The following is a 23,617-nucleotide window of genomic DNA, read 5'->3' as shown; positions in this document are numbered from 1 at the left end:
CCACATCATCATGCAGGCTTCTCTTCACCTGTGTAGCGGGTCGTCAACTCTTGACCGACCCCGATGTCATGCCGGCGAGGAAATATCGCTGGGCGAAGAGGTAGAGGAGGAGGAGCGGCAGCGAGCCGAGGACGCTCATGGCCATCATCTCGTTCCACTCAAAGGCATGTTGCCCCATGAGAAGCTGGATGCCGATCGGGACGGTGCGCAGGTCCATGGATTTCGTCAGCGTCAGCGCAAAGAGGAACTCGTTCCAGGACAGAAGAAACGTGTAGACCGCCGTGGCCACGATGCCGGGAACCGAGACCGGGACGATCACGCGCCAGAGGGCCGTCCAGCTGGTGCCGCCATCGACCAGCACCGCTTCGTCCAGTTCCTTCGGCAGCGTGTTAAGATAGCCGGTCATCAGCAGGATGGCATAAGGCAGCGTGAAGACGAGGTAGGTGAGGATCAGCGCGAAGTAGGTATCGAAGATGCCGAAGGCGACCACCATTCCGAAATAGGGAATGAGCAACGTGATCGGCGGCACGGTCTGCGTGCTGATGATGAAGATGTTCAGCGTGTTCTTGAATCGAAACGCATAGCGGCTGAAGCCATAGGCGGTGATGATCGCTACGAGCAGTGTCAGCAGGGTGACGACGCCGGCGACGATGTAGCTGTTGATGAAGAAGCGGATCTTCACCGGATCGTCGAAGATCGAGGCATAGGCGACGAGCGTATAGACGTCCGGCAGCAGTTTCGGGGGCAGGGCGAAGATTTCCGTGTTGGATTTCAGCGAGCTGAAGAACATCCAGAGAATGGGGAAACCCGCAAAGACGAGGCCGATCGCCAGGCCGATATAGGTCAGAACTGTCGGAAGAATGGAGCGGCTTGACGAGCGCTTGGAGGAGCGTTGGGCCATGGGATTACCTGCCCTTCTGGTGCTTGATGTAGAAGTAGGTCACGCTCATGGAGATGACGAGGATGATGATCGCGCTCGCCGAGGCCAGCGAGAACTCGTATTGCGAAAAGGCGAGCTTGTAGGTGTAGGTGCTCAGCACCTCGGTCGAATAGATCGGCCCGCCGCCGGTCGTCATCCAGACCAGCGGGAAGACCTGCATCGTCCAGATGAAATCGAGAAGCGCGATCGAGATGATGATCGGCATCAGTTGCGGGATGGTGATGTACCAGAACTTCTGCAGTTCGTTCGCGCCGTCGATGCCGGCCGCCTCATAGAGCTCCTTGGAGATGCCCTGCAGGCCGGCCAGCAGGCTGACCATGTAGAGCGGATATCCGGCCCAGATGTTCGCGAATGTCAGGGCATGAAGGGCGGTCGCGGTGGATGAGAACCATTCGACTTTGAAATCCACGATGTGGAGCGCCATCAGCACGCTGTTCACAACGCCGTTCGGGTCGAGAAGCAACCGCCAGATGATGGCGATGATAACGGCGGTGAACAGCCACGGCAGGATGTAGAGCACGCGCAACAGGCTGCGAACCGCGGGATCGATGCGCTGGGTATTGAGGAGCAGCGCGAAGGCGAGGCCGATGAGGAAGTGGAAGACCACGCTCATGACCGTGAAATAGAGCGTTTGTCCGAAGGCCTGCCAGAAGATCGCGTCCCGGAAGATCGTCAGGTAGTTCTGAAAGCCGACGAAGACCGCGTCCTTCTTCATGATCGCGCCGTCCATCAGCGAATAGCGGAAGACCATGATCATGGGAAACAACATGAGCACCGAGAAGAGCAGGGTTGCCGGCGCAATGTAGAGATAGGGGACCAGCCGCTTTCGCGTCCGATAGGTCAGAAGGCCGCTGCTACGCTTTTTCGCCGGTTGGACGGCCAGACCTTGCATCACACTGCTCATGACGATTGCTTTCCCGGTTTCCTCAAGGGCGGATGAAGCACCCCGGCAAGCGGTTGATCGCCTGCCGGGGCTGGACATCCTGCTCGGCTTTAACCTCTCGTTTTGCCGCATTGTCCGACGCCGAAGCGATTCCGCCTCGGCTGGAAATGCTCTAGAACTTGGTCAGCCACTGCTTCTGCGTGTTGGCGGCAGCGTCCTTTGCCGTTTCCGAGCCGTCGAACATCTTCTGCACCTCGATGCCCATCTGGCGCATAAGCTCCTCGGCCACGGGAAGGCCGACGAACTCGTTGGCGAGATGGCCGCTCTGGAAGATCGCGAAGGCTTCTTCGAACAGCGGGTCGGACTTCGAGAAGTCGGGCTTTGCGTTTACGTTGCCCGGAAACGCATTGGCGATGGAGACGAGGCGGCCGTTGACGTCGGGGCTCATCAGGTATTCCACAAGCTTCCAGGCCTCTTCCTTGTGCTTGCTGCCTTCGCTGATGCCGATGCCCCATGAGGCATAGGGCAGTCCGCGCTTGCCGGTATAGCCATCGACAGCGGGCAGGGCCGAGATGCCGAAATTGAGCTTCGGATTGCGTTCGCGGATAAGGTTGATGTGCGCCAGCGAGTCGACCATCATGCCGACGCGGCCGTTGACGAATTCCTCGACCTTGTCCTGCTCCTTCTTGGCGAAGATGCCGGGAGAGATGACGCCCGCGTCGTGCAGGGACTTGATGTATTCGAGCGTGCCGACGACGGATTCGTTTTCGAGATCCGGCTTACCGTCTTTCAGCATCGAGCCGCCGGACGCCCATGTCCAGGACATCACGTCGTTCTGGATACCGCCGGGGTTCTGCAGTGACAGCGGCAGCACCCAGCCATACTGGTTCTTGGCCGCATCTGTCATCTTCTTCGCCGCATCGGCAAATTCCGTGCGGGTGCCCGGGATTTTGTCGATGCCGGCGGCCTTGGCAAGGTCGAGATTGACGAACACCGGATAGACGAAGGAGGCGAGCGGGAACATGACGCTGTTGCCGTCGACCTTGACGATGTCGGCGATCTGGCCGGCATCGTACTTCGCATTGGCCATCAGCGGGTCCATCGACGCGATGGCACCCTGCTTGGCAAGGCCGTTGACCCAGGCGCCATCAAGACCGACGACATCGCTGAGCGTTCCTGACGCAGCACCGACGACGATCTGGTCGCGGGTGGTGGCATAGGGGCCGCTGACGAGCGTGACCTTGATGCCCGGATTGGCCTTCTCGAAATCGTCCATGATGCCGCGGAGCGCGCCCGCAGGCATCTCCGGCTCCCACCACTGGATGAACTCGATGGTGGTATCGGCGAACGCAGCCGTCGAGCACAATGCCCAGACTGCTGCGGTAGCAAGAAGCTTCGTCGCTTTCATGATCCCCTCCCAGGAATACGGTTTGTTCGATCCTCCCAGATCGATATGGCAGTAGGGTCCCGAACGCCAACACCTGTCAACGTCCATTTTCGGCATGAAACGTGTTTCGCGTTCCGTCGTCTTCGCTGTACCAGTCAAATCCTTGATATATATGCATTTATAGAATGCATATGTCGGAACATTTTATTTGTTATAAATGACTTTAGGATCGTTTTTTCTTTACGTCCGTAAAGAAATGAAAGCGGACCTCGCCGGATGCTTTTTGGCCTTGATCGTGCATCCCTGTATCGCCGTTGTCAGCATGCCGATCGGCGGCTTTCCCCGCATCCACGGCACCCCGCCAGCGCTCCCGGCTCAGAGCGCCAGATGGCTCTCCGGGTCGAAGAAATGCAGCTTGGCGACATCGATCGCCACGTCGATCCGCTCGCCGGCACGGGCGTGGCTCGTGGCTTCGAACTTGGCCACGGCGTTCGCTGCACTGCTCAGCTCCTCGACGGCATCGGGGTCGCCGGAATCGACGCGGACGGCATCGATGTTGAGATGGACGATCCACTCCGATCCAAGTTCCTCGATGGATTTGACCGTTGCCGGGATCGTCGGATGCATCGCACCGGACGCGAGCCTGCTGTCGTGCAGATCTTCTGGCCGAATCCCGAACAGCACCGTCCGCCCCTCGAACGCCGCCAAGCCCGGGAACTGTGCGAGAGCTTCCGTCGACAACGGCAGAGAGAAGGTCGGCAGGACGATATGACCATTTTCGAGGCGGCCCTGGAAGAGGTTCATCGACGGCGAGCCGATGAAGCCGGCGACAAAGGCGTTGACCGGCTTGCTGTAGAGGATCTTCGGCGTATCCACCTGCTGCAGCACGCCGCCTTTGAGCACGGCGACACGGTCGCCCATCGTCAGCGCCTCCGTCTGGTCATGCGTCACGTAGATCGTCGTCACGGCCAGCTGGCGCTGCAGGTTGACGATCTCGGCACGCATCTGCACGCGCAGCTTGGCGTCAAGGTTGGAAAGCGGCTCGTCCATCAGGAAGGCCGCCGGCTCCCGCACCATGGCCCGCCCCATCGCCACACGCTGCCGCTGCCCGCCGGAAAGCTCCGCCGGCTTGCTGCCGAGCACCTTGGTTAATTGCAAGGTCTTTGCGATCTCGTTGACGCGTTTCGTTCGTTCGTCCTTGCTTTTGCCCGCGAGCTTCATCGAGAAGGCGATGTTGTCGAACACCGTCATGTGCGGGTAGAGCGCGTAAGACTGGAACACCATGGCAATGTTGCGATCCTTGGGAGAGAGATCGACGACGTTTTCGCCGCCGATGCTCAGCGTGCCGCTGCTGATCTCCTCCAGCCCCGCGATCATGCGAAGAGCCGTCGATTTGCCGCAGCCCGAAGGCCCGACGAGGATCAGAAACTCGCCATCGCGGATCGTCAGGCTGAGATCCTTGATCGCATGGAATTCCGTTCCAAAGGTCTTGCAGATTTTGTCCAGAACCACATCGGCCACAGTGTTTTCCTCCCTGTTTCCTCAGCCATCGGAACCTTGCGATGGCTCTATGCGACAGCGCCGATAGAAGGCCTGTCCGCACCCCGTTCGTCAACGGCCTATCGCCGTCAGGAGCATCCAAGATTGTCGGACGCTCGTGATGTCAGTATCCTAGGCTTTTGAGAAGAAACATTTTTCTCAGCATTTCCTGGGCACTTCGAATGAAAAATTATTTTTTTACGCGTGCTATTTTATTGGTGGGTTCGCTGCCTGCGCGTCAGGACATCGCCCGCGGTTGCGGCGCGCCCACTGCCTGCATCAGTGCGGTGCAGGCGGGGTGATCGGGAAGGGCCATTCGACCACCCTTTCCAGTGACGGAGATGGCGGCAGCAGCAGCGGCATATCGGACGCAGTCGATCGGCGGCTGCCCCCGGGCCAGGGCCAGGGCGTAGGCGCCGTGAAAGCAGTCGCCCGCGCCCGTCGTATCCACAGCACGAACCGCGTAGGCCGGCACGTGCCAGTTTCCGGCATCGCCCGCCTGCCTCACGAAGGCGCCGCGATCGCCGTCGGTCAGGACGACAGCTGCCCGGTCGTCGGTCCACAGATGTCGAAGGATGGCAGCAGGCGCGGTCTCGCCCGTCTGCGCCTCGGCATAGGCCAGCGGCAGGACGAGATGATCGGCGAGAGCGATCAGGCGGTTCGTCGCCGTGCCGATCGACCATTCGATGTCGGCAACCACCGACAATCCGAGGGCACGCGCCCGCGCAACGGTCCGCTCGGAATGCGTTGCATACCCATCGACGAGCAGAACACGAGCCTCCGACAGCGTCTCGTCGCTCAGATCGTCGCAGGTCCCGTGAGGCACATCGTCGTCATAGGCGATGAAACGATCGCCATCCGGCCCGACGGTGATGACGGAGCGGATGGCACGGGCATCGGGCCGGCGCGGGGCGCGGGAAACGTCCACGCCCTGCCGCTCCAGTTCGCTTGCACTCGGATCCTCGTCCGGCGTGCTGCCGAGCCAGCCGATGAAGCCTGCCTGGCCGCCCAGTTTCGCAACCGCCACGAGGGCGGTGGCGACGTTGCCGCCGAAGTCTCGCGTGCGCCCCACGACCTTGCCTTTCCCCGTCTTCAGCGGGCGATCGACATAGACGATGTCGTCGATGGCGACGGCACCGAAGCCGAGAACGTCGAGGCGGTGCGGTGCCATGGCGTCAGGCGCCTGCTGCCGTCAGGGCCGCTTCGGGCGCCATGCCGTCGTGAATGACGAACTTGAAGGCGCGGGCAGCCTTCGTCGTATCGCCGTGACCCCAGAGGTTGCGGCCGACGACGGCACCGCGGGCACCGGCGCGCAGCGCGTCGCTGGTCTGCGTCAGTGCGCCCAGGAGCGTATCGGTCTTCGGTCCGCCCGCAATGACGATCGGCACCGGGCAGGTGGCGACGGTTTCCTTGAAGCTGTCGAAGTCGCCGGTGTAGCCGACCTTGATGACATCGACGCCGGTCTCGAAGCCGATGCGGACGGCATAGGCGATTTCATCCGGCGTGAAGACGATCTTGCCGCCATTGGCGTAATCGCGGGGATAGACGTGTGCGACGACGGGCATTTCAAAGCGTGCGGCGGCGTTGACGGTGTCGGTCAGCCAGCGGATGTAGTGGCCTTCGGTATCGCCGCGTACGGGAATGGCGACGGCCAGTGCATCGGCGCCGTAGCGAACCGCATCTTCCGGCGTGGCGATGAGCTGCCGGATGCGGTCGTCCGGCGTGAAGCAGCCGGCCTGGATGACCAGCGCCGCCTTGCCGGCATAGGCCGACCAGAGGTGCCGGGCGGCACCCGGCTGGATGCTGATATAGTCAGGGCCTCCCGCCATGACCCGCTCCAGCGCGCCGGGCAGGTCCGCAAGCCCGCCTTCGCGCACATTGCCATAGCCGACGAAATGATCGACGGCGCCGCCGAACAGGTTTCCCGATGCATGCGAAAACAGGCGCGACAGCCGTACTTTCGTTCCAAGGCCCATGATGATCTCCTCCGTTGATGTCTTTCTGCGTATTGCTGCAGCTAACTCGAAAGAAAAGAAACATTCAATATTTCGATTTCTTTCGTTTATCATTTAGTTTATCGATGACTGATTATTTCTTCCGCGATATTGCACTGCACATGCTCGTTTCCGTATCATATCGCGAATGTCTGTTTCGTTTTTCGAAAGTCGCCCTCGTTCCTCCTCATCGGATCCGTCATGCTTGCAGAACAAAGACGACATCAGATCATGCTCGAACTCCAGCGCGTGGGTCAGGCAAAGACCCGCGAACTTGCGGAGCGCTTCGGCGTATCCGAAGTCACCATTCGCTCGGACCTCGAAAATCTCGATGCGAAGAAACAGCTCATCAAGACCCATGGCGGCGCGATCGCCTTGCCGGTGGACGCGCCGGCGGCCGCTTTCGAGGAGCGGATGAACCGCAATTTCGAAGCCAAGCGGCGCATTGCGCAGATGGCGGCGCGGCTGATCCTCGACAACCAGTCCATCGTGTTCGACAGCGGCTCGACGCTGCTGCAACTGGCGATGCAGATGCCGCCCGTTCATAACGTCGTCGTCGCCACCACCGCCATGAACATTGCCCAGCATCTGATGTATCGCCCCGGACTGGACGTTCACATGATCGGCGGACGGGTGTTTCCCAATACGGTCAGCACCATTGTCTCCGATGCGGACAAGGCCGTGGGCGGCCTTGTGGCGCATCAGGCGTTCGTCAGCGCGCATGCCATCGATCACGCCTTCGACGTGGTCGATGTCTCTGAAGATATCGCCCGCACGAAACGCAACCTTGTGCGCATGGCGCGGCGCGTCATCCTGGTCGCGGACTCCACGAAGTGGGACATCGGCGCGTCGTCCAAGGCGTTCCCGCTGTCGCGGGTCGACATGATCATCACCGATACGGGCATGCCCTATTCGATCCGGAGCCGTCTCGACAAGCTGGACGTCGAGGTCCGCTACGTCTGATCGCCGCCGCGCGTTAGGACGCCCTGTGCCGGAAAGACCAGCCCCGCCGCACCCACCAGCCCGGCATTCGTTCCGAGCTCCGCCCGCACGATGACGACGTCGCGATAGGCCGTCATGGCACGCGTCGCGACGACGCTGCGGATGCCGCCGATCAGGAGATCGAAGGCATTCGAAAGGCCGCCCCCGATGACGACGATATCCGGGGAGAAGATGTGCAGCAGGTTGGTCAGTCCGATGCCGAGCCATTCCGCCTCCTTCGCGATCAAGGAGAGGGCGACGGGATCGCCGACCCTTGCCGCCTCCACCACCGCCCGCGCGCCCGGCCGCCCGATGTCGATCTGCGCTGCGGCGATCTTCTCTCCGCCCGGCCGGAGAGCGGCCTCTGCACCGCGGTGGCCGAGCGCCGTTCCCGATGCCAGCGCCTCGAAACAACCCACATTGCCGCAAAGGCAGGTCGGGCCGGAACCGGAAAGCGTCATGTGGCCGATCTCGACGGCAAGGCCGCGGCTGCCATGGAATATGCGTCCATGGGAGACGACGCCGCCTCCGATGCCGGTGGAAACGGTGACGAACAGCACGGTCTCGAAGCCGCGGCCGGCACCATGGCGCCACTCGCCAAGCGCCGCCACATTCGCGTCGTTGTCCAGGAAGACCGGAAGGCTCAGCCGCGCGGACAAGCGCTCCACCACGGGAACATCGTGCCAGCCGGCAAGCGTCGGGGGCGCGATCATGACGCCTGCCACTGGATCCAGCGGACCGGGCGCGCCGAGCCCGACGCCCGCGATCTCGTCGGCCGCTTGCGCCGTCAGCTTTTCGGCAAGCGACACCATCTGGTCGAGCACCGCATCGACGCCGTCGCGAGAACGGGTCGGCACCGTCAGGGACTGCCGCACTTCGCCCGCCCGGCTGACGATGGCCGCGCGCAAATCCGTACCGCCGAGATCGAAGGCGAGTGCGACGGCGGTCATGCCGCCCTGCCGCCGAGCCCGTGCAGCCAGTTGATCCGGGCAGCGAGATCGGACGCGCCGAAGGCGAGCGAACCCAGCACGACGGTTTCCGCGCCCGCTGCGCGCAGATCCGGCACCGTCGTCTCCCTTATGCCGCCGTCGGCCGCAAGAATGATATCGGGGTGCCCCGCTGCCTCGATGAGGCGTCGCGCTTCGCCAAGCCGGCTGCAGGCCTCGGGCGCAAGCGATTGTCCCTTGACGCCGATCCGCGTGCCGAGCAGCGTGACCATGCCCACATGCGGCAGGAACGGCAGGATCGCCTCGACCGGGGTCTCGAGACGCAGGACCACCCCGCCGACGACACCGGACGCGCGCGCCGTCGCCAGTGCCCGGAGGCCCGCTTCGCCGTTTTCGGCGTGGACGCTGAGAAGGCTGGCACCGGCCTCGATGAACTGCGCTGCCTGCGCCTCCACGCTGTCTGCCTCCACCATCAGATGCACATGGATCGGAACTTTCGTGTGCTGCGCGATCTGGGCCACGAGATCGGGGAAGAACAGGTATCCCGGCGCAAAGCGCCCATCCGCGACATCGACGTGGTGAAGGTCGGCCACCGCCTCGATCCGGCTCAGGTCGCGCTCGAGGTTGACCAGATCGGCCGACCAGAGCGAGAATTCGGCCAGCAGCCGGTCGCGGGGCAGAGAGGAGATGGCGTGGGCGTGATTGTCGATCATGGCGTTCTCCGAGCGTGCAGGGCGAGAAAGTCCGCAATCGCGGCTTTGACCTCATGGTGGTGGCGATGGCGGTCCAGCGCCTTCGGCACGACGCTGACGAGCCGGGCGCCGGGGATCGTGGCCGCCAGCGTTTCGGCGCAGGCCCGCGGGTGAACCGCATCGTGGTCGTTGACGATGATCAGCGTGGGAAGCCGCAGGGCCTCGACCTCGTGCCGCGTGACGCCGGGGGAACCCGCAGCGATATCGGCCAGGACCTCGGCAAACAGGGCAGCCTGCGGCTTATCGGCATAGCCGAGCAGCGAGGCGAGATTGTCGGGCGCTTCCAGTGCAAGGCGGCGTCCGGTTTCGCCTGAGGAAAATTCGGCGCGGGCGGCATCGGGCGGGAGACGCTTTAGCAAGGCCGCCATTTCCGCGATCGGCGCCATGTTTGCGGGCGCGCTCGTAAAACTCCAGGCAGGCCGCGCCAGGATGAGGCCCGTCACGCGCGCGGGATGGTGGCAGGCCAGATAGAGGGATATCGCGGCGCCCATCGAGATACCGCCGGCGATGAAGCGGTCATGACCGTCCATGGCCATCAGCGCGTCTCGGGCGAAGAGGGGAATGCTGAACGGCCGATCCGGACCGAGCGTCGTCTCCTTGTGTCCGCGGCAGTTGATGGTCACCCGAAGCGCATCCGCGGTCTCCGGCCAATTGGCCGCAGCCTGCGCGTCGTCTCCGCCCAATCCATGCTGGAAGAGGACCGTCTGCATCATGCCGGCACCGCAATGAGAGGCGCGAGGAACCGCGCCACATGGGGTGCCTCTTCTGGCCCCAGTCCGTGCGTCACCACGGTGTCGTCGAAGCCGGAGGCGCGCAGGCGCGCGATGAAATCGGCGAAATCCACGACGCCGTGTCCGGGTGCTGCAAACCGGCCATCGGCATGGCGGTCCTTGGCATGCGCCATGGCCGTGAAACCGGCCGCGATATCCACGGCGCGCGCGACGATCTCGCGGGCCTCGTTCGCATCGGCTTTCTCGAACAGGTTTGCGGGATCGAGTACGATCCTCAACCGGTCCGATTGCATCTCCGCGATCAGCCGGCGGGCATCTTCGGCTGAGGTGACGACATTGGCCTGTTCCGGCTCGATGCCGAGCATGATCCCCGCCGCGTCCGCACGGGCAAGGGCCGCAGCGATCTCCTTTGCCATGTCGGCCCAGGCTTCCGGCGTGGCATTGTCGGGGTGCTGCGCCCACTGGTCGCTCGGATGGCGGGAGCCGGTGCAGAGCGTGACGAGCGGGATGCGGAGCGCGCCCGCGATGTCGATGACGCACCCAAGCGCCTGCCGTCCGCGTGCGCGAACGTCGGGATCCGGGTGGGCCATGTTGTAGGTACCGGAAAGGGCGGCGAGACCGACGCCGGAGGCCAAGCGTGCCGCATCGATCCGCGCAACCAGCGCGGCCATGTCCTCGATCTCGTCCGGCAGCGACGGCAGCCCGGCACAGGCGAGGTTGAACTGTACGGTCTCGTAGCCGGCCGCCCGCGCCGCCTGCAACACGGGGGCGGGATCAGTACCGGCAAAGGTCTTTGCAAAGATGCCGAGCTGCATCAGACCGCTCCCGTGACGGCGCTGAGCTCGACGCGCTCGCCGCTCTCCACCGAGCGGGCGATGGCCACCATGGCGCGGATGGAGGCAAGGCCATCGTGGACATCGGCGCCGCGCATCGGCGCGCCGTTGAGGACCGTATCGGCAAGCCCTTCCAGCTGCCTGCGGAAGAAATGGCCGTCGGCCCCGAGCGGGCGCCGCGACGTCGCATCCTTCTCATGGAAGATATCGACTTCGGAGGACCGGAAGTACCAGGGGTTGAAGGTTTTCGCGACGACCGAGCCGTTCTCGCCGTAGAGCTGGAAGCCCTCGTGCCAGTCCATCCGCACCGCCACCGTCAGGTCGAGATGACCGAGCGCGCCATTGGCGAATTCGGTTTCGACGAACCAGCAATAGGCGCCGAAGCGCGTCGTGAGACGCGCGCGGACGGCGACGATATCGCCGCAGAAGAAACGGGCAGTGTCGACCAGATGCGACCCGTGCGCGAGCATGAAATATTGCCGGAGATCGGCCTTGGGATTGCCACCCGGCCGGCGCGCCAGCTTGCTGGAAACCGGCAGCGGCTGAATGGCGTCCGTGTTGGTGTAGCGATGCGTGCTGTCGCAGTACCAGGCCTTCAGCGCCAGGATCTCGCCCATGTCGTCTCGCACGAAATCCCGTGCCGCCTCCAGCGCCGGATCGAACCGCTTCATATGGCCGACCTGCAGGATCTTGCCCGAGGCATCGACGGCACGGGCCAGCGCCTCACCCTCTTCGATGGATACGCCGATCGGCTTTTCGCAGAGCACATGCTTGCCGGCCTCAAGCGCCTTGATCGACATCGGCACGTGATAGGCATCCGACGTCGCGACGATCACGGCCTCCAGATCGGGGTCGGCCAGCATCGCGTCGTAATCGGCAAACGACCGCTGTGGCTCGTAAGTCGCCGCCATGCGTGCCAGAAGGTCCGGCGCCGCATCGCAAATGGCGTAGAGATCGGCATTCCCAGCCTTCACGCAGGATTCCATATGCGCGAACTGCGCGATGGGTCCGCATCCGAGCACGCCGACCCGGAGCCGTCTCTCCCGTTTGCGGATCACGATTGCGCTCCTTTGCGCGTATCGGGAAAGCCCATATGCGCCAGCGTCTCGCGGTTGACGCGCACGGCGCTTGCCGGGTCTTTGCCGGCCTCTTCGCTTTCCTCCTCGACGACGATCCAGCCGTTGAAGTGCGGCGCCTGACCGGCGATGTCGATGACCTCGGCAATGTCGCAGACCCCGGCGCCCAGCATCGCCCAGTCGCCGTTGGCATCCACATCCTTCAGGTGGACGTAGCGGATGCGATCCTGGAATGCGGTGAGCGTCTCGGCCATGACCTGGCCGCCGCGCAGGATATGCCCCGTGTCCGGCACCCAGCCGACCTGCGGGTCGAGGCGCGAGAAGATCTCGTCGTAATCGCTGCGGGTGTAGAGCAGCGTCCGGTGATGGGAGGAGGGGTGGACGGCGACCGTGACGCCGGCCGCGCGCCCGATATCGCTCGCGCTGTTGTAGATCTCGGATGCGACTCCAAACCCGTCTTCCCGCGGCGCATCCGACACCGAGGTGGCCGAGCCGAGGGACACCAGCGCACCGGGAAAGCCGGCCACGAAATCCACCCAGCGCTTGACGGCATCCAGATCGTCTTCGATCCGGTCCGGCATGGTGAAGCCGCTGTCGGCGCCGAAGGCGAAGGACACGAGCGTGAGGCCGGCATCATCCAGCGCGCGCCGGAAGTCGGCGGGGCGCTCCGCATAATCGCCGATCATGGTGTTGGTGATCTCGATGCCGGTGTAACCGCCTCCGGCGATCGCCCTGATCAGATCGTCCGGGCCACCTTTCCAGCCAACTCCGAGCATCTCCCACGTGTAGGTCTGGCAGCCGAACGCCCGTTCCGTTTTCGTCATCTGTCGGTTCCTGTCATGGTTTCCGGGTCCATCGTTTGCGGGCGCATGCTTTTCGGGCCAGCCGCGCGAGCGCCTCTGCCTGTTTTTCCCGGCAGAGAACGCGCTGGTCTCTTCAGGCGAGAATGCGGCCCCGGCCGACTTGCGGGCGATGGGGCAGGCGCCAGCGGCAGGCCTCGAAAGCCTGTAATTGGCCGGAGTTCGCTGCGATTTTGATGAATATCACCGTTGCCTCCCAGCTTGGTTGGTTGTACGTAAGATAAATTCTTATCGCACGTCAACATATTTTGTCTGCGTGTTTGTGACAACGCGGCGCAACGATCAGGTTCAGGACATGACGGACACTCTTCGCCAACCACTTCGGATCGGCATCGTGGGATGCGGCAACATCTCGATGGCCTACCTGCGCAACGCGCCGCTGTTCCGCGGCGTTGACGTCGTCGCCTGCGCTGACGTCAACCCGCAGGCAGCGGAGCAGCGCGCCGCGCAGTTTGGCTTGCGCGCCAGCAGCGTCGATGCCCTGATGGCGGCAGCCGATGTGGACCTCGTGCTCAACCTCACGATTCCCGCAGCGCATTTCGACATTTCGATGCAGGCGCTGGAAGCGCAGAAACATGTCTTCACGGAAAAGCCGCTGGCCGTGACGGCGGAACTCGGTCGCCGGCTGGTGAGCGAAGCTGCTGCGCGCGGACTTCTGATCGGCTCGGCGCCCGATACGTTTCTCGGTGCGGCCGGACGGTATGCGCGGCGACTGATGGAATCCGGCGCGATCGGCAAACCGGTGACCGGCACCGCCTTCATGATGGGGCGCGGCATGGAGCATTGGCATCCTGATCCCGGTTTCTACTACCAGCCGGGTGCCGGCCCCGTGATGGACATGGGTCCCTATTACCTGACGATGCTGGTCAACCTCATGGGTCCCGTCCGGCGGGTGCAGGCCGTGGCCACCAGCGGCCAGAAGGACCGGCTGATCACCGCCGACGGCCCGAAGAAGGGAACGCGCTTTTCCGTGGGAACACCCACGAGCGTCCTGTCGCTCCTGGAATTTGAGCGCGGTGCCACGATCACATTCGGCGCGTCATGGGATGTCTTCCGCCATTCCAACCACCCGATCGAACTGCATGGCACCGAAGGCTCGCTGCGCCTGCCGGACCCGGACACGTTCGGCGGCACGGTGGCGCTCTCCGAGCGGGGTGACGACTGGAAGATGATGGATACGGCGACGCTTCCCTATGGCGCCGTCAACTGGCCGGTCGATGCGCCGGACAGGGCGAACTACCGCATGCTGGGCCTTGCCGATCTCGCCCGGGCGATCGAGGAAAAGCGCCCGCCGCGTGCGTCCGGTGACCTTGCGCTGCATGTGCTGGAGATCATGGAAGGTATTCTGCGGGCAGGCGAGACCGGGGTCGCCCAGGTCATCGAAGGCGGGGTGGACCAGCCGTCCGAACTGCGGGAAGACGAAGCCCGGAGCCTGCTCGCATGACCGGGCTCGATATCTCTGCCAAGTGCCTCCTCGATATGGCCGCCAGCGACAATGCGCCACCTATCGAGACGCTATCGCCGGCGGAGGCCCGCAGCGGCTTTCTCGAAGGATTCGCCCCGCTGCAGAAGCCGCTCGAAGACGTAGCGGCGACGGAGGAACGCTTTCTTGGGCCATTGCGTCTCCGCATTTGGCGCGGGCAGGGCGCGCCAGTCGAACGCGCGCCGGCCCTTCTCTACCTTCACGGCGGCGGATGGGTTATCGGGGCGCCGGAGAGCCATGAGGATATCTGCCGCATCCTTGCCAATCTGGCAGGTGCCGTCGTTGTCTCGCCCGATTACCGGCTCGCGCCCGATGATCCGTTTCCCGCGGCGATCGACGACTGTGCCGCGGTCCTCGCCGACATGGCGGCACACGGCGAGCGCTACGGCATCGACCCCGCCCGCATCGCGGTCGGCGGCGACAGTGCCGGCGGAAACCTTGCGGCTGTTCTGGCGCTGATGGCGCGGGACGGCACGGCGCCGCGACTGACGGCGCAGATCCTGATCTATCCCGTGACGGATCAGGCCCAAGACTCCGACAGCTATCGCCGCTATGCGCAGGATTTCGGCCTCACCGCCGCCGGCATGGCCTGGTTTCGCGCGCACTATCTGCCGGAAGATGCCGACAGGACGGACTGGCGCCTGTCTCCGCTGCTGGCGTCATCGTTGCACGGCGTTGCCCCGGCGTTCGTCGCTCTTGCCGGTCATGATGTGCTCTACGACGAGGGTGCGGCCTATGCCAAGCGCTTGCAGAGGGAGGCAACGGTGATCGTCAGAACCTGGCCGGGTCAGATTCACGGCTTCGTCTCCATGGGCGGCATCATTCCGCAGGCGCGAGAGGCTCTGGAGGCCGCCGCCGTGGCATGGGCTGCGTTCGATGCAGGAAACAGCCAGGCACGACGATAAAAATCAGGCGGACTCCCGCATGACCAGCGTTGCCTCGAGGATGACCTTGTCGTCCTGCATCGGGCGCCCCTCGTCAAGATCGTCGATCCGGCGCAGAAGGATCTCGACGCTCGTCGCGGCGATGGCGCCTGCGTTTTGCGCCATGGTCGTCAAAGGCGGGCATGTGTAGCGGCTGAGCGGATGGTCGTCATGGCCGGCGATCCGCACGTCGCAGCCCTCTCCCCGCCCGATCTTCAGCCCGGCCGCAAAGGCCGCGGCCATCGCCCCGAAGGCGAAGCGATCGTTGGCGCAGAAGAGCGTACGACCGGGAAGGCCGTCCCGCTTCAGGATCGTCTGCATCTGCTCGAAGCCCAGCCGCTCGAATTCCCAGGATGCCGGCGTCTCGCAGTCGATCACCAGCGGTTCATGTCCTTCCTTCAGCATCGTCGCCCGATAGCTTTCCTGCCGCTCGCCGGAGTTTTCGTTGACCTGCGGAATTTCCAGAAAGACCGGCGGCTCGCCCGAGCGGCAGAGATACTGCACCATGGCCGCAACACTCTGGGCATTGTCGTTGCCGACATAGGGCAGGTCGAAGCTTGCGGGACTGTCGAAACAGACGACGGGGATCGTGTCCGTCAGTCTCTGGAGCGTCGATGCCCGGGACCCGGCACCCAGCGGCGCGACGATGGCGCCGGCGACCTTCAGTGCCAGGAGCGTCCGGATCGCTTCCTCTTCCAGGTCGGGCCGTGTGTGGCACGAAATCTGAATGGGCCAGAATCCGCGGGCGCGGAGTTCCAGTTCAATGAGTGTGACGACCTGCACGTAGAAAGGATCGGAGATGGTGGGAACGAGCACGCCGATGTTGCGCGTGCGTTTGCGGTTGAGATGCCGGGCAAAGAGATTGGGCTCGAAGTTCGACTTCTTCAACGCAGCCTCGATGCGTTTGCGCGTAACCTCCTTGACGTTCGACGGATCGTGGAAATACTTCGACAGCGTCGGGCGCGAAACGCCGCAAGCACCGGCGAATTCGTCCATCGACTTGTAGCTTTTCTTTGCCACGGATGCTTCCTGCTCGTCGTCGCCTCGGCGGGTCTTTCCACCTCTTCCAAATTCACAACGGACAAAAATTTTACAAGCGAAAAGAAAAATATTCCGCAAGGAAAACGTCAGGAGACGGACGCGTTCGGGATGATCCGGTTGCTATGAGCAGCAGCCTGCTTCAACGCATCACGATCGCCGACGAATCCCGACGCATATCAACGATCCGATGGGAGTCGTCGGGATCGCAGATAGCTCCGTCACTCGGCTGACGATGATGAGATCAAACAGGTTCCAACATTCTGGCGTGATTGTCCGCTTGTCGTCCGGAAGGGACCTTTGTTCTTAAGGTACAGAGCGTAGAATACCGCTATAGCAACACTTTGGGGAAGGACAATGTCCGACACGGCACTGATCGTCATCGACGCTCCAGGGTCCTTCCGGCATCGCGACTATTGGGACGACGAGATGGTGCCAGCCTCTATCGGGCGGCAGCAGGCGCTGATCGATGGGGCGGAGGCTGCGGGGATCCCCGTTGTCCAGATCTTTCATGTCGAAGACAGCGGCCTCTTTTCCGAGGCCTTCGGGTTTGTAACGGCTCTGGCGCCTCTCCGCATTGCGCCCGATGCTGTTTTCAGGACGCCGTCACAGTGCGCTGATGGGAACTGGGCTTGATCGTACGGGCTAGTCTCGATGGCATCGCCAATGCGATCTCACCATCGATTGTCCGGACCGCGTTCTCCAAAGAGATCTGGAGCGATGATGCGCGGGAAAAGGCCTTGTTGGCGAAAATCCCGGCTGGACGCATCGCAACGGTCGATGACATCGTTGGCGCTGCCATTCTGCTCGCCTCACCGGGCGGCGCCTATATTCCGGCCAGACCGTGTTGATCGATGGCGGGCGCTCGGTCTGGTAAGAGCGGTCTCTCGTTCGGGTTGGCCCCTGGCACATGGGGCCAATCCGGTCCCGCGATCCTGTCTGGCAATGCAGACCCTTTACGGCCTTGCGACCTGTTCAAACTCCACGAGCGTTCCGCAAAAATCCTTGGGATGCGCAAACAAGACGGGAAGGCCATGCGCGCCGATCTTCGGCTCACCGGAGCCGAGGATACGAACCCCGATGTCTTGCATTTTCTGGCCCGTGCCCTCGATGTCGCTCACCTCGAAGCAAAGGTGGTGAATCCCGCCCGACGGGTTCTTTGCGAGGAAAGACGCTATCGGCGAATTCTCACCGAGGGGATACAGAAGCTCGATCTTCGTATTCGGCAATGCGATGAAGACGACGGTGACACCGTGTTCGGGCAGATCCTGTGGCTTGGATACCTGCGCCCCCAGAGCCTCGTAGAGCGATATGGCTGCAGTCAGGTCCGGGACCGCGATTGCGATGTGATTGATGGGTCCTAACATGCTGCCTCACTGGTTGCGCAATTTGCCCTGCATCAGATCGATCACGGCGCGGGCGGCCTCAAGAACGTTCGTACCCGGCCCGAAGACGGCGGAGACGCCGTTGTCGATCAGGAATTCGTAATCCTGGCGTGGGATGACACCGCCGACGACGACGATGACGTTATCGGCACCGCGCGCCTTCAGGGCCGCGACCAGCTGCGGCGCCAGCGTCTTGTGGCCGGCGGCCAGGGACGACATGCCGACCACATGAACCCTGTTCTTCACCGCCATCTCGGCGGCCTCGTCCGGCGTCTGGAACAGCGGACCGACCAGCACCTCGAAGCCGATGTCGCCGAAGGCCGAGGCGATGATCTTGGCGCCACGGTCATGGCCGTCCTGGCCAAGCTTTGCGACCATGATCTTCGGCTTGACCGAAAGCGCGGCGGCGAATGCGCCGAGCCGGCCGACCAGCGTGGTATATTCCGGGTCGTTCTCGTAAGCCGCGCCGTAGACATCGGCGACGACTTCGGAAACGGCGGTGTGATCGCCGAAGACCATGCGCATGGCATCGGAAATCTCGCCCACCGTGGCGCGTGCCCGAGCCGCATCGACGGCGGCCGCCAGTAGATTGCCGTGTCCCTGGCGTGCAATTCCGGTGAGTGTCGCCAGCGTCGCTTCGACCGCAGCCGGATCACGGCGCCGCTTGGTCTCCTCGATGCGCCGGATCTGGGCGATGCGCACGGCAGCATTGTCGATGTCGAGAATGTCGAGCGGGTCCTCGTCTTCGAGCCGGTATTTGTTGACGCCGACGATGACCTCCTCGCCACGGTCGACGGCAGCCTGTCGGCGGGTGGCCGCTTCCTCGATCCGGCGCTTCGGCATGCCTGTCGCCACCGCCTCGGTCATGCCGCCCAGCGCCTCGATCTCCTCGATCAGCTCCCAGGCCTTGCTGGCAAGTTCGTCGGTCAGACTTTCGACGTAGTAAGAGCCGGCCAGCGGATCGACCACGCGGGTGACACCGGTCTCGTGCTGCAGGATCAGCTGGGTGTTGCGGGCGATGCGGGCGGAGAACTCCGTCGGCAGGGCCATCGCCTCATCCAGTGCGTTGGTATGCAGCGACTGGGTGCCGCCGAGCACGGCCGATAGTGCTTCGTAGGCCGTGCGGACGATGTTGTTGTAGGGGTCCTGTTCCTGCAGGGAGACGCCGGAGGTCTGGCAATGGGTGCGCAGCATTAAGGAAGACGGCATTTTGGGCTCGAACTCCGCCATGATCCGCGACCAGAGAAGGCGCGCGGCACGCAGCTTGGCGGCCTCCATGAAGAAATTCATACCGATGGCGAAGAAGAACGACAGCCGTCCGGCAAACGCATCGACATTCAGTCCCTTGGCGAGTGCGGCCCGGACATATTCGCGACCATCGGCCAGCGTGAAAGCCAGTTCCTGCACCAGCGTCGAGCCGGCCTCCTGCATATGGTAGCCGGATATCGAGATGGAATTGAACTTCGGCATCTCCTTCGCCGTGTATTCGATGATGTCGGCGATGATCCGCATCGAGGGTTCCGGCGGATAGATATAGGTGTTGCGGACCATGAACTCCTTGAGGATGTCGTTCTGAATCGTGCCCGACAGTTTTTCGCGCGAGACGCCTTGCTCTTCGCCCGCGACGATGAAGTTGGCAAGGATCGGGATCACGGCGCCATTCATGGTCATCGACACCGACATCTCGTCCAGCGGGATGCCGTCGAACAGGATCTTCATGTCCTCGACGCTGTCGATCGCCACGCCGGCCTTGCCGACATCGCCCTCGACGCGGGGGTGATCGCTGTCATAGCCGCGATGCGTGGCAAGGTCGAAGGCAACGGACAGGCCTTTCTGCCCGGCGGCAAGGTTGCGCTTGTAGAAGGCGTTCGATGCTTCGGCCGTCGAGAAGCCGGCATATTGCCGGATCGTCCAGGGCCGACCAGCATACATCGTCGCGCGTGGCCCGCGGGTAAAAGGTGCGAACCCCGGTAGTGAGTCCAGATGTCCGACATCCTTCAGATCCGCCGCGGTATAGAGCGCCTTGACGTCGATGCCCTCGGGCGTGTGCCACACGAGTGTTTCCGCAGGGGCTTTCAGCTCGCGCTCCGCCAGTTTCTGCCAGTCAGCTTCTGTTTTCGCATCGGACATCACTCGAACTCCATGATCAGTTCATCGACCGCAAGGCTCTGGCCGGCCAATGCGGCAATGCGCTTTACCGTCGCACGTTTTTCGGAGCGCAAGGTATTTTCCATCTTCATCGCCTCGACGATCGCAAGCGCCTGGCCTGCCTCGACCTTCTCACCCTCTTGAACCGCTATCACGGTGATGATGCCCGGCATCGGGCAGAGAAGCATTTTCGAGGTATCGGGCGGCAGTTTGACAGGCATGAGGCGCGCGAGCTGTGCCACCCTCGGCTCTCTCACATGAGCCACCAGATCCATACCCCGCCAGCGAAGACGAATTCCAACACCGGAGTGGGAGATCTTGACGCCGATCCGCTCTCCATCCACCGAGACATGGGCATGGCTTTGCCCCGGCTGCCACCGACCCGAGATCGTCGATACCGTTCCATCGGCAAACTGCACGGTCGTCGCCTCTGCAGAGGAATCCAGCGTCAGCTCGAACGTCTGGTCGGCCACCGTTGCCACCCAGTGTCGCCCGACGACCCGCCGGTGGTTGCCGATCGTTCCGGAGATCTGCGCGGCGCGGTTCTGGAGTGTGTGGTTGATGTGGGTTGCAATCGTTGCCAGTTTCCGGGCTGCCGTCGTGTCCGGCGCAACGCCGTGGAAACCGTCGGGAAACTCCTCAGTGATGAAGGCTGTGGTGATGTTGCCGGACCGAAACCGGTCATGCTGCATCACGGCCGAGAGGAAGGGCAGGTTATGACCGATGCCCTCGACCTCGAAATCGTCCAGCGCAGCGCTCATCGCATCGATGGCCGCAAGCCTGTCCGGCGCCCAGGTGCAGAGCTTGGCGACCATCGGGTCGTAATGCATCGAGATCTCGCCGCCCTCGAAGACGCCTGTGTCGTTGCGCACGACGGTGCCGTCCGGTCTCTCGCCTTCCTGCGGCGGGCGATAGCATGACAGCCGGCCGATCGAGGGCAGGAAATTGCGGTAGGGGTCCTCGGCATAAAGCCGGCTTTCGATCGCCCAGCCGTTCAGTTTAACGTCGTCCTGGTCGAGCGACAGTTTTTCGCCTGCGGCAACCCGGATCATCTGCTCGACGAGGTCGATGCCGGTGATCAGCTCCGTTACCGGGTGCTCGACCTGCAGGCGGGTGTTCATCTCAAGGAAATAGAAGTTTCTGTCGCCGTCAACGATGAATTCGACCGTGCCGGCCGAGTGATAGCCGACGGCCTTCGACAGCGCGACGGCCTGCTCGCCCATGGCGCGCCGGGTCTCCGTGTCGAGGAACGGCGAGGGAGCCTCCTCGATGACCTTCTGGTTGCGCCGCTGGATCGAGCATTCGCGCTCGCCGAGATAGAGCACGGTGCCGTGCTTGTCGCCGAGCACCTGGATTTCGATATGGCGCGGTTGCGTGACGAATTTTTCGATGAAGATGCGGTCGTCGCCGAAGGACGCTTTGGCCTCGTTTTTGGAGGACTGAAAGCCTTCACGGGCTTCGGCATCGTTCCACGCGATGCGCATGCCCTTGCCGCCGCCGCCGGCAGACGCCTTGATCATGACCGGGTAGCCGATTTCGCCAGCGATCTTCACCGCCTCGTCAGCATCGGCGATCAGGCCCATATGGCCGGGAACCGTGGAAACGCCGGCTTCCGCTGCCAGCTTCTTCGAGGTGATCTTGTCACCCATTGCCTGGATGGCTTTGACCGGCGGACCGATGAAGACGACGCCTTCCGTCTCCAGCGCCTCGGCGAAAGCGGCGTTTTCCGAGAGGAAGCCGTAACCCGGATGAACGGCATCGGCGCCCGTCCGGCGGACCGCATCGAGGATCCTGTCGATGACGATATAGGACTGGTTCGATGGCGCCGGCCCGATATGCACGGCTTCGTCCGCCATCTTCACATGCAATGCGTCGGCGTCGGCATCGGAATAGACGGCGACGGTGGCGATACCCATCTTCTTGGCCGTTTTGATCACCCGGCAGGCGATTTCACCGCGGTTCGCAATCAGAATTTTCTTGAACATGGGTTATCCCGCGACTGAAGCGCTGTTGGGGTCTGGCGACCGTTCCCTTGTGATGGCCTTCGCGTTGATCGACGATCCGGCGACCGATGCCGCGCCCCTGCACATCCGGCAGTCCTCCAGCCGCATGGCGAATGCTGTATCGCGCGCAACGGCGTCTCTCATGTCTAGAATGCTCGGCATGGCGCTCACAAGGGTATCGTGTCGTGCTTGCGCCAATGCACATGACTTTGCTTGTTGCGCAGCGAGGCAAAGGCACGGGCAATGCGGCGGCGGGACGAATGCGGCATGATGACCTCATCGATGAAACCGCGCTCTGCGGCAACGAAGGGATTGGCAAACCGTTCTTCGTATTCCCGGGTGCGGGCTGCGATCTTGTCGGGATCGCCAAGCTCCGACCGGTACAGGATTTCGGTGGCGCCTTTGGCGCCCATGACGGCGATCTCGGCTGTCGGCCAGGCGTAATTGACATCGGCGCCAATGTGCTTGGAGGCCATCACGTCATAGGCTCCGCCATAGGCCTTGCGCGTGATCAGGGTGACCATCGGCACTGTCGCCTGACCGTAGGCGAAAAGAAGCTTGGCGCCGTGTTTGATGACGCCCCCATACTCCTGCGACGTTCCGGGAAGGAATCCGGGAACATCGACTAAGGTCAGAATGGGAATATTGAACGCATCGCAGAACCGGACGAACCGGGCCGCCTTACGGGCGGAATCGATATCGAGGCAGCCAGCCAGCACCATCGGCTGATTGGCGACGACGCCGACGGACTGTCCCTCTATGCGGATGAATCCGGTGATGATGTTGCGGGCAAAGGCTCCCTGGATCTCGAAGAAGTCGCCCTCGTCCGCAACCGCCAGGATCAATTCCCGCATGTCGTAGGGCTTGTTCGACGCCGCCGGAACCAGCGTGTCGAGGCGGTGCTCGATCCGTGCGGGATCGTCGAAGAATGGGCGCACGGGCGCCTGTTCGCGGTTGTTGAGAGGCAGGAAGTCGAACAGTAAACGGATCTGCTCGAGTGCTTCCACGTCGTTTTCAAAGGCGCCGTCCGCGACGGATGATTTTGTGGTGTGGGTTCGCGCACCGCCCAGTTCCTCGGCGGTGACGATCTCGTTGGTCACCGTCTTCACGACATCCGGGCCGGTCACGAACATGTAGGAACTGTCGCGAACCATGAAAATGAAGTCAGTCATGGCCGGCGAATAGACCGCCCCGCCGGCACACGGTCCCATAATCACCGAAATCTGGGGGATGACGCCGGAGGCGTCGACATTGCGCTTGAACACGTCGGCATAGCCGGCCAGCGATGCGACCCCCTCCTGAATGCGGGCGCCTCCGCTATCGTTGAGGCCGATCACCGGTGCGCCGACCTTGACCGCGATATCCATGATCTTGCAGATTTTTTGCGCGTGCGTTTCCGACAGGGAACCGCCGAGAACGGTGAAATCCTGGGAGAAGACATAGACCTGCCGGCCGTTGATCGTGCCCCAGCCCGTCACGACCCCGTCGCCGGCAATCTTCTGACCGGCCATTCCGAAATCAACGGCACGGTGGGTCACATACATGTCGTACTCTTCGAACGAGCCCTCATCCAAAAGAACCTCGATCCGCTCGCGTGCCGTAAGTTTGCCTTTGCCGTGCTGGGCATCGATGCGCTTCTGACCGCCCCCGAGCCTTGCTTCGGCCCGTCGTGACTCAAGCTGTTCAAGAACGGATCGCATGTCATTTCCACTTC

The 23,617-nt window shown here is 62.9% G+C and carries 21 protein-coding genes and 1 pseudogene; 5 read left to right on the top strand and 17 right to left on the bottom strand.

The window, feature by feature from the left end:
- Window positions 1-43: 43 nt before the first annotated feature.
- The 6 genes from GA0004734_RS20480 to GA0004734_RS20455 form a co-directional block, all read right to left on the bottom strand.
- Window positions 44-901 (bottom strand): carbohydrate ABC transporter permease, encoded by an 858-nt coding sequence (locus GA0004734_RS20480; protein ID WP_092937453.1) that lies wholly within the window; start codon window positions 899-901, stop codon window positions 44-46.
- Window positions 902-905: 4 nt separating this feature from the next.
- Window positions 906-1,832, bottom strand: coding sequence for a carbohydrate ABC transporter permease (locus GA0004734_RS20475; RefSeq protein WP_245292603.1), 927 nt, complete (start codon window positions 1,830-1,832; stop codon window positions 906-908).
- Between the two features lie 163 nt (window positions 1,833-1,995).
- Entirely contained in the window at window positions 1,996-3,231 is a 1,236-nt protein-coding gene (locus tag GA0004734_RS20470) for an ABC transporter substrate-binding protein (protein WP_092937449.1), read from the bottom strand.
- Between the two features lie 354 nt (window positions 3,232-3,585).
- Window positions 3,586-4,731: an ABC transporter ATP-binding protein gene (locus tag GA0004734_RS20465; RefSeq protein ID WP_092937447.1), complete on the bottom strand. Its 1,146-nt coding sequence runs from the start codon at window positions 4,729-4,731 to the stop codon at window positions 3,586-3,588.
- A 256-nt stretch (window positions 4,732-4,987) separates the two neighbouring features.
- Window positions 4,988-5,920 (bottom strand): PfkB family carbohydrate kinase, encoded by a 933-nt coding sequence (locus GA0004734_RS20460; protein ID WP_092937445.1) that lies wholly within the window; start codon window positions 5,918-5,920, stop codon window positions 4,988-4,990.
- Between the two features lie 4 nt (window positions 5,921-5,924).
- Window positions 5,925-6,725 (bottom strand): class I fructose-bisphosphate aldolase, encoded by an 801-nt coding sequence (locus tag GA0004734_RS20455; RefSeq protein ID WP_092937443.1) that lies wholly within the window; start codon window positions 6,723-6,725, stop codon window positions 5,925-5,927.
- A 219-nt stretch (window positions 6,726-6,944) separates the two neighbouring features.
- Here GA0004734_RS20455 and GA0004734_RS20450 point away from each other — a divergent pair, with 219 nt between their 5' ends.
- Window positions 6,945-7,706 carry a DeoR/GlpR family DNA-binding transcription regulator gene (locus GA0004734_RS20450; protein WP_092937441.1) on the top strand — a complete coding sequence of 254 codons (762 nt, stop codon included), beginning with the start codon at window positions 6,945-6,947 and terminating at the stop codon, window positions 7,704-7,706.
- Here the strand turns inward: GA0004734_RS20450 and GA0004734_RS20445 are convergent.
- The 6 genes from GA0004734_RS20445 to GA0004734_RS20420 are packed head-to-tail and all read right to left on the bottom strand — an operon-like array spanning window position 7,697 to window position 12,887.
- Window positions 7,697-8,674 (bottom strand): ROK family protein, encoded by a 978-nt coding sequence (locus GA0004734_RS20445; protein ID WP_092937439.1) that lies wholly within the window; start codon window positions 8,672-8,674, stop codon window positions 7,697-7,699. The genes GA0004734_RS20450 and GA0004734_RS20445 overlap by 10 nt on opposite strands.
- Window positions 8,671-9,384 (bottom strand): ribulose-phosphate 3-epimerase, encoded by a 714-nt coding sequence (locus GA0004734_RS20440; RefSeq protein WP_092937437.1) that lies wholly within the window; start codon window positions 9,382-9,384, stop codon window positions 8,671-8,673. Before GA0004734_RS20440 ends, GA0004734_RS20445 begins: the two co-directional genes overlap by 4 nt.
- A complete protein-coding gene (locus tag GA0004734_RS20435) occupies window positions 9,381-10,136 on the bottom strand; it encodes an alpha/beta fold hydrolase (RefSeq protein ID WP_092937435.1) in 756 nt (251 codons plus the stop codon). The genes GA0004734_RS20440 and GA0004734_RS20435 overlap by 4 nt, the downstream gene beginning before the upstream one ends.
- Window positions 10,133-10,969 (bottom strand): sugar phosphate isomerase/epimerase family protein, encoded by an 837-nt coding sequence (locus tag GA0004734_RS20430; protein WP_092937433.1) that lies wholly within the window; start codon window positions 10,967-10,969, stop codon window positions 10,133-10,135. The genes GA0004734_RS20435 and GA0004734_RS20430 overlap by 4 nt, the downstream gene beginning before the upstream one ends.
- Window positions 10,969-12,045, bottom strand: coding sequence for a Gfo/Idh/MocA family protein (locus tag GA0004734_RS20425; protein ID WP_092937431.1), 1,077 nt, complete (start codon window positions 12,043-12,045; stop codon window positions 10,969-10,971). The genes GA0004734_RS20430 and GA0004734_RS20425 overlap by 1 nt, the downstream gene beginning before the upstream one ends.
- On the bottom strand, window positions 12,042-12,887 hold the full coding sequence (locus GA0004734_RS20420; RefSeq protein ID WP_092937429.1) for a sugar phosphate isomerase/epimerase family protein: 846 nt from the start codon (window positions 12,885-12,887) through the stop codon (window positions 12,042-12,044). Before GA0004734_RS20420 ends, GA0004734_RS20425 begins: the two co-directional genes overlap by 4 nt.
- A gap of 331 nt (window positions 12,888-13,218) precedes the next feature.
- On the opposite strand from GA0004734_RS20420, the gene GA0004734_RS20415 reads away from it, so the two are divergent.
- Window positions 13,219-14,367, top strand: a complete 1,149-nt coding sequence (locus GA0004734_RS20415; RefSeq protein ID WP_092938230.1) for a Gfo/Idh/MocA family protein — start codon at window positions 13,219-13,221, stop codon at window positions 14,365-14,367.
- Window positions 14,364-15,311 carry an alpha/beta hydrolase gene (locus GA0004734_RS20410; protein ID WP_092937427.1) on the top strand — a complete coding sequence of 316 codons (948 nt, stop codon included), beginning with the start codon at window positions 14,364-14,366 and terminating at the stop codon, window positions 15,309-15,311. The genes GA0004734_RS20415 and GA0004734_RS20410 overlap by 4 nt, the downstream gene beginning before the upstream one ends.
- Before the next feature lie 3 nt (window positions 15,312-15,314).
- On the opposite strand, the gene GA0004734_RS20405 is transcribed toward GA0004734_RS20410, so the two are convergent.
- Window positions 15,315-16,349: a LacI family DNA-binding transcriptional regulator gene (locus tag GA0004734_RS20405; protein WP_092937425.1), complete on the bottom strand. Its 1,035-nt coding sequence runs from the start codon at window positions 16,347-16,349 to the stop codon at window positions 15,315-15,317.
- Window positions 16,350-16,724: 375 nt separating this feature from the next.
- Here GA0004734_RS20405 and GA0004734_RS20400 point away from each other — a divergent pair.
- Window positions 16,725-17,004 (top strand): annotated as a pseudogene (locus GA0004734_RS20400) (cysteine hydrolase); the annotation flags it as partial.
- A complete protein-coding gene (locus tag GA0004734_RS20395; protein WP_175386569.1) occupies window positions 17,000-17,218 on the top strand; it encodes an SDR family oxidoreductase in 219 nt (72 codons plus the stop codon). The pseudogene GA0004734_RS20400 and the gene GA0004734_RS20395, both read left to right, overlap by 5 nt.
- 105 nt (window positions 17,219-17,323) lie before the next feature.
- Here the strand turns inward: GA0004734_RS20395 and mce are convergent, their stop codons facing one another.
- The 4 genes from mce to GA0004734_RS20375 all read right to left on the bottom strand — a co-directional run bounded on the left by mce (window position 17,324) and on the right by GA0004734_RS20375 (window position 23,603).
- Complete coding sequence (mce, locus tag GA0004734_RS20390) at window positions 17,324-17,734, bottom strand: methylmalonyl-CoA epimerase (RefSeq protein ID WP_092937421.1); 411 nt, start codon at window positions 17,732-17,734, stop codon at window positions 17,324-17,326.
- Window positions 17,735-17,740: 6 nt separating this feature from the next.
- Window positions 17,741-19,882, bottom strand: coding sequence for a methylmalonyl-CoA mutase (gene scpA, locus GA0004734_RS20385; RefSeq protein ID WP_092937419.1), 2,142 nt, complete (start codon window positions 19,880-19,882; stop codon window positions 17,741-17,743).
- Entirely contained in the window at window positions 19,882-21,885 is a 2,004-nt protein-coding gene (locus tag GA0004734_RS20380) for an acetyl-CoA carboxylase biotin carboxylase subunit (RefSeq protein ID WP_092937417.1), read from the bottom strand. Before GA0004734_RS20380 ends, scpA begins: the two co-directional genes overlap by 1 nt.
- A 185-nt stretch (window positions 21,886-22,070) precedes the next feature.
- Window positions 22,071-23,603, bottom strand: coding sequence for an acyl-CoA carboxylase subunit beta (locus tag GA0004734_RS20375; protein ID WP_092937413.1), 1,533 nt, complete (start codon window positions 23,601-23,603; stop codon window positions 22,071-22,073).
- Window positions 23,604-23,617 lie beyond the last annotated feature (14 nt).

The sequence above is a fragment of the Rhizobium sp. 9140 genome (genome assembly GCF_900067135.1).
In the GTDB taxonomy this organism is placed as follows: domain Bacteria; phylum Pseudomonadota; class Alphaproteobacteria; order Rhizobiales; family Rhizobiaceae; genus Ferranicluibacter.
Note: the sequence above shows the minus strand (reverse complement) of the source record. Positions and strands in the feature narration are given on the sequence as shown.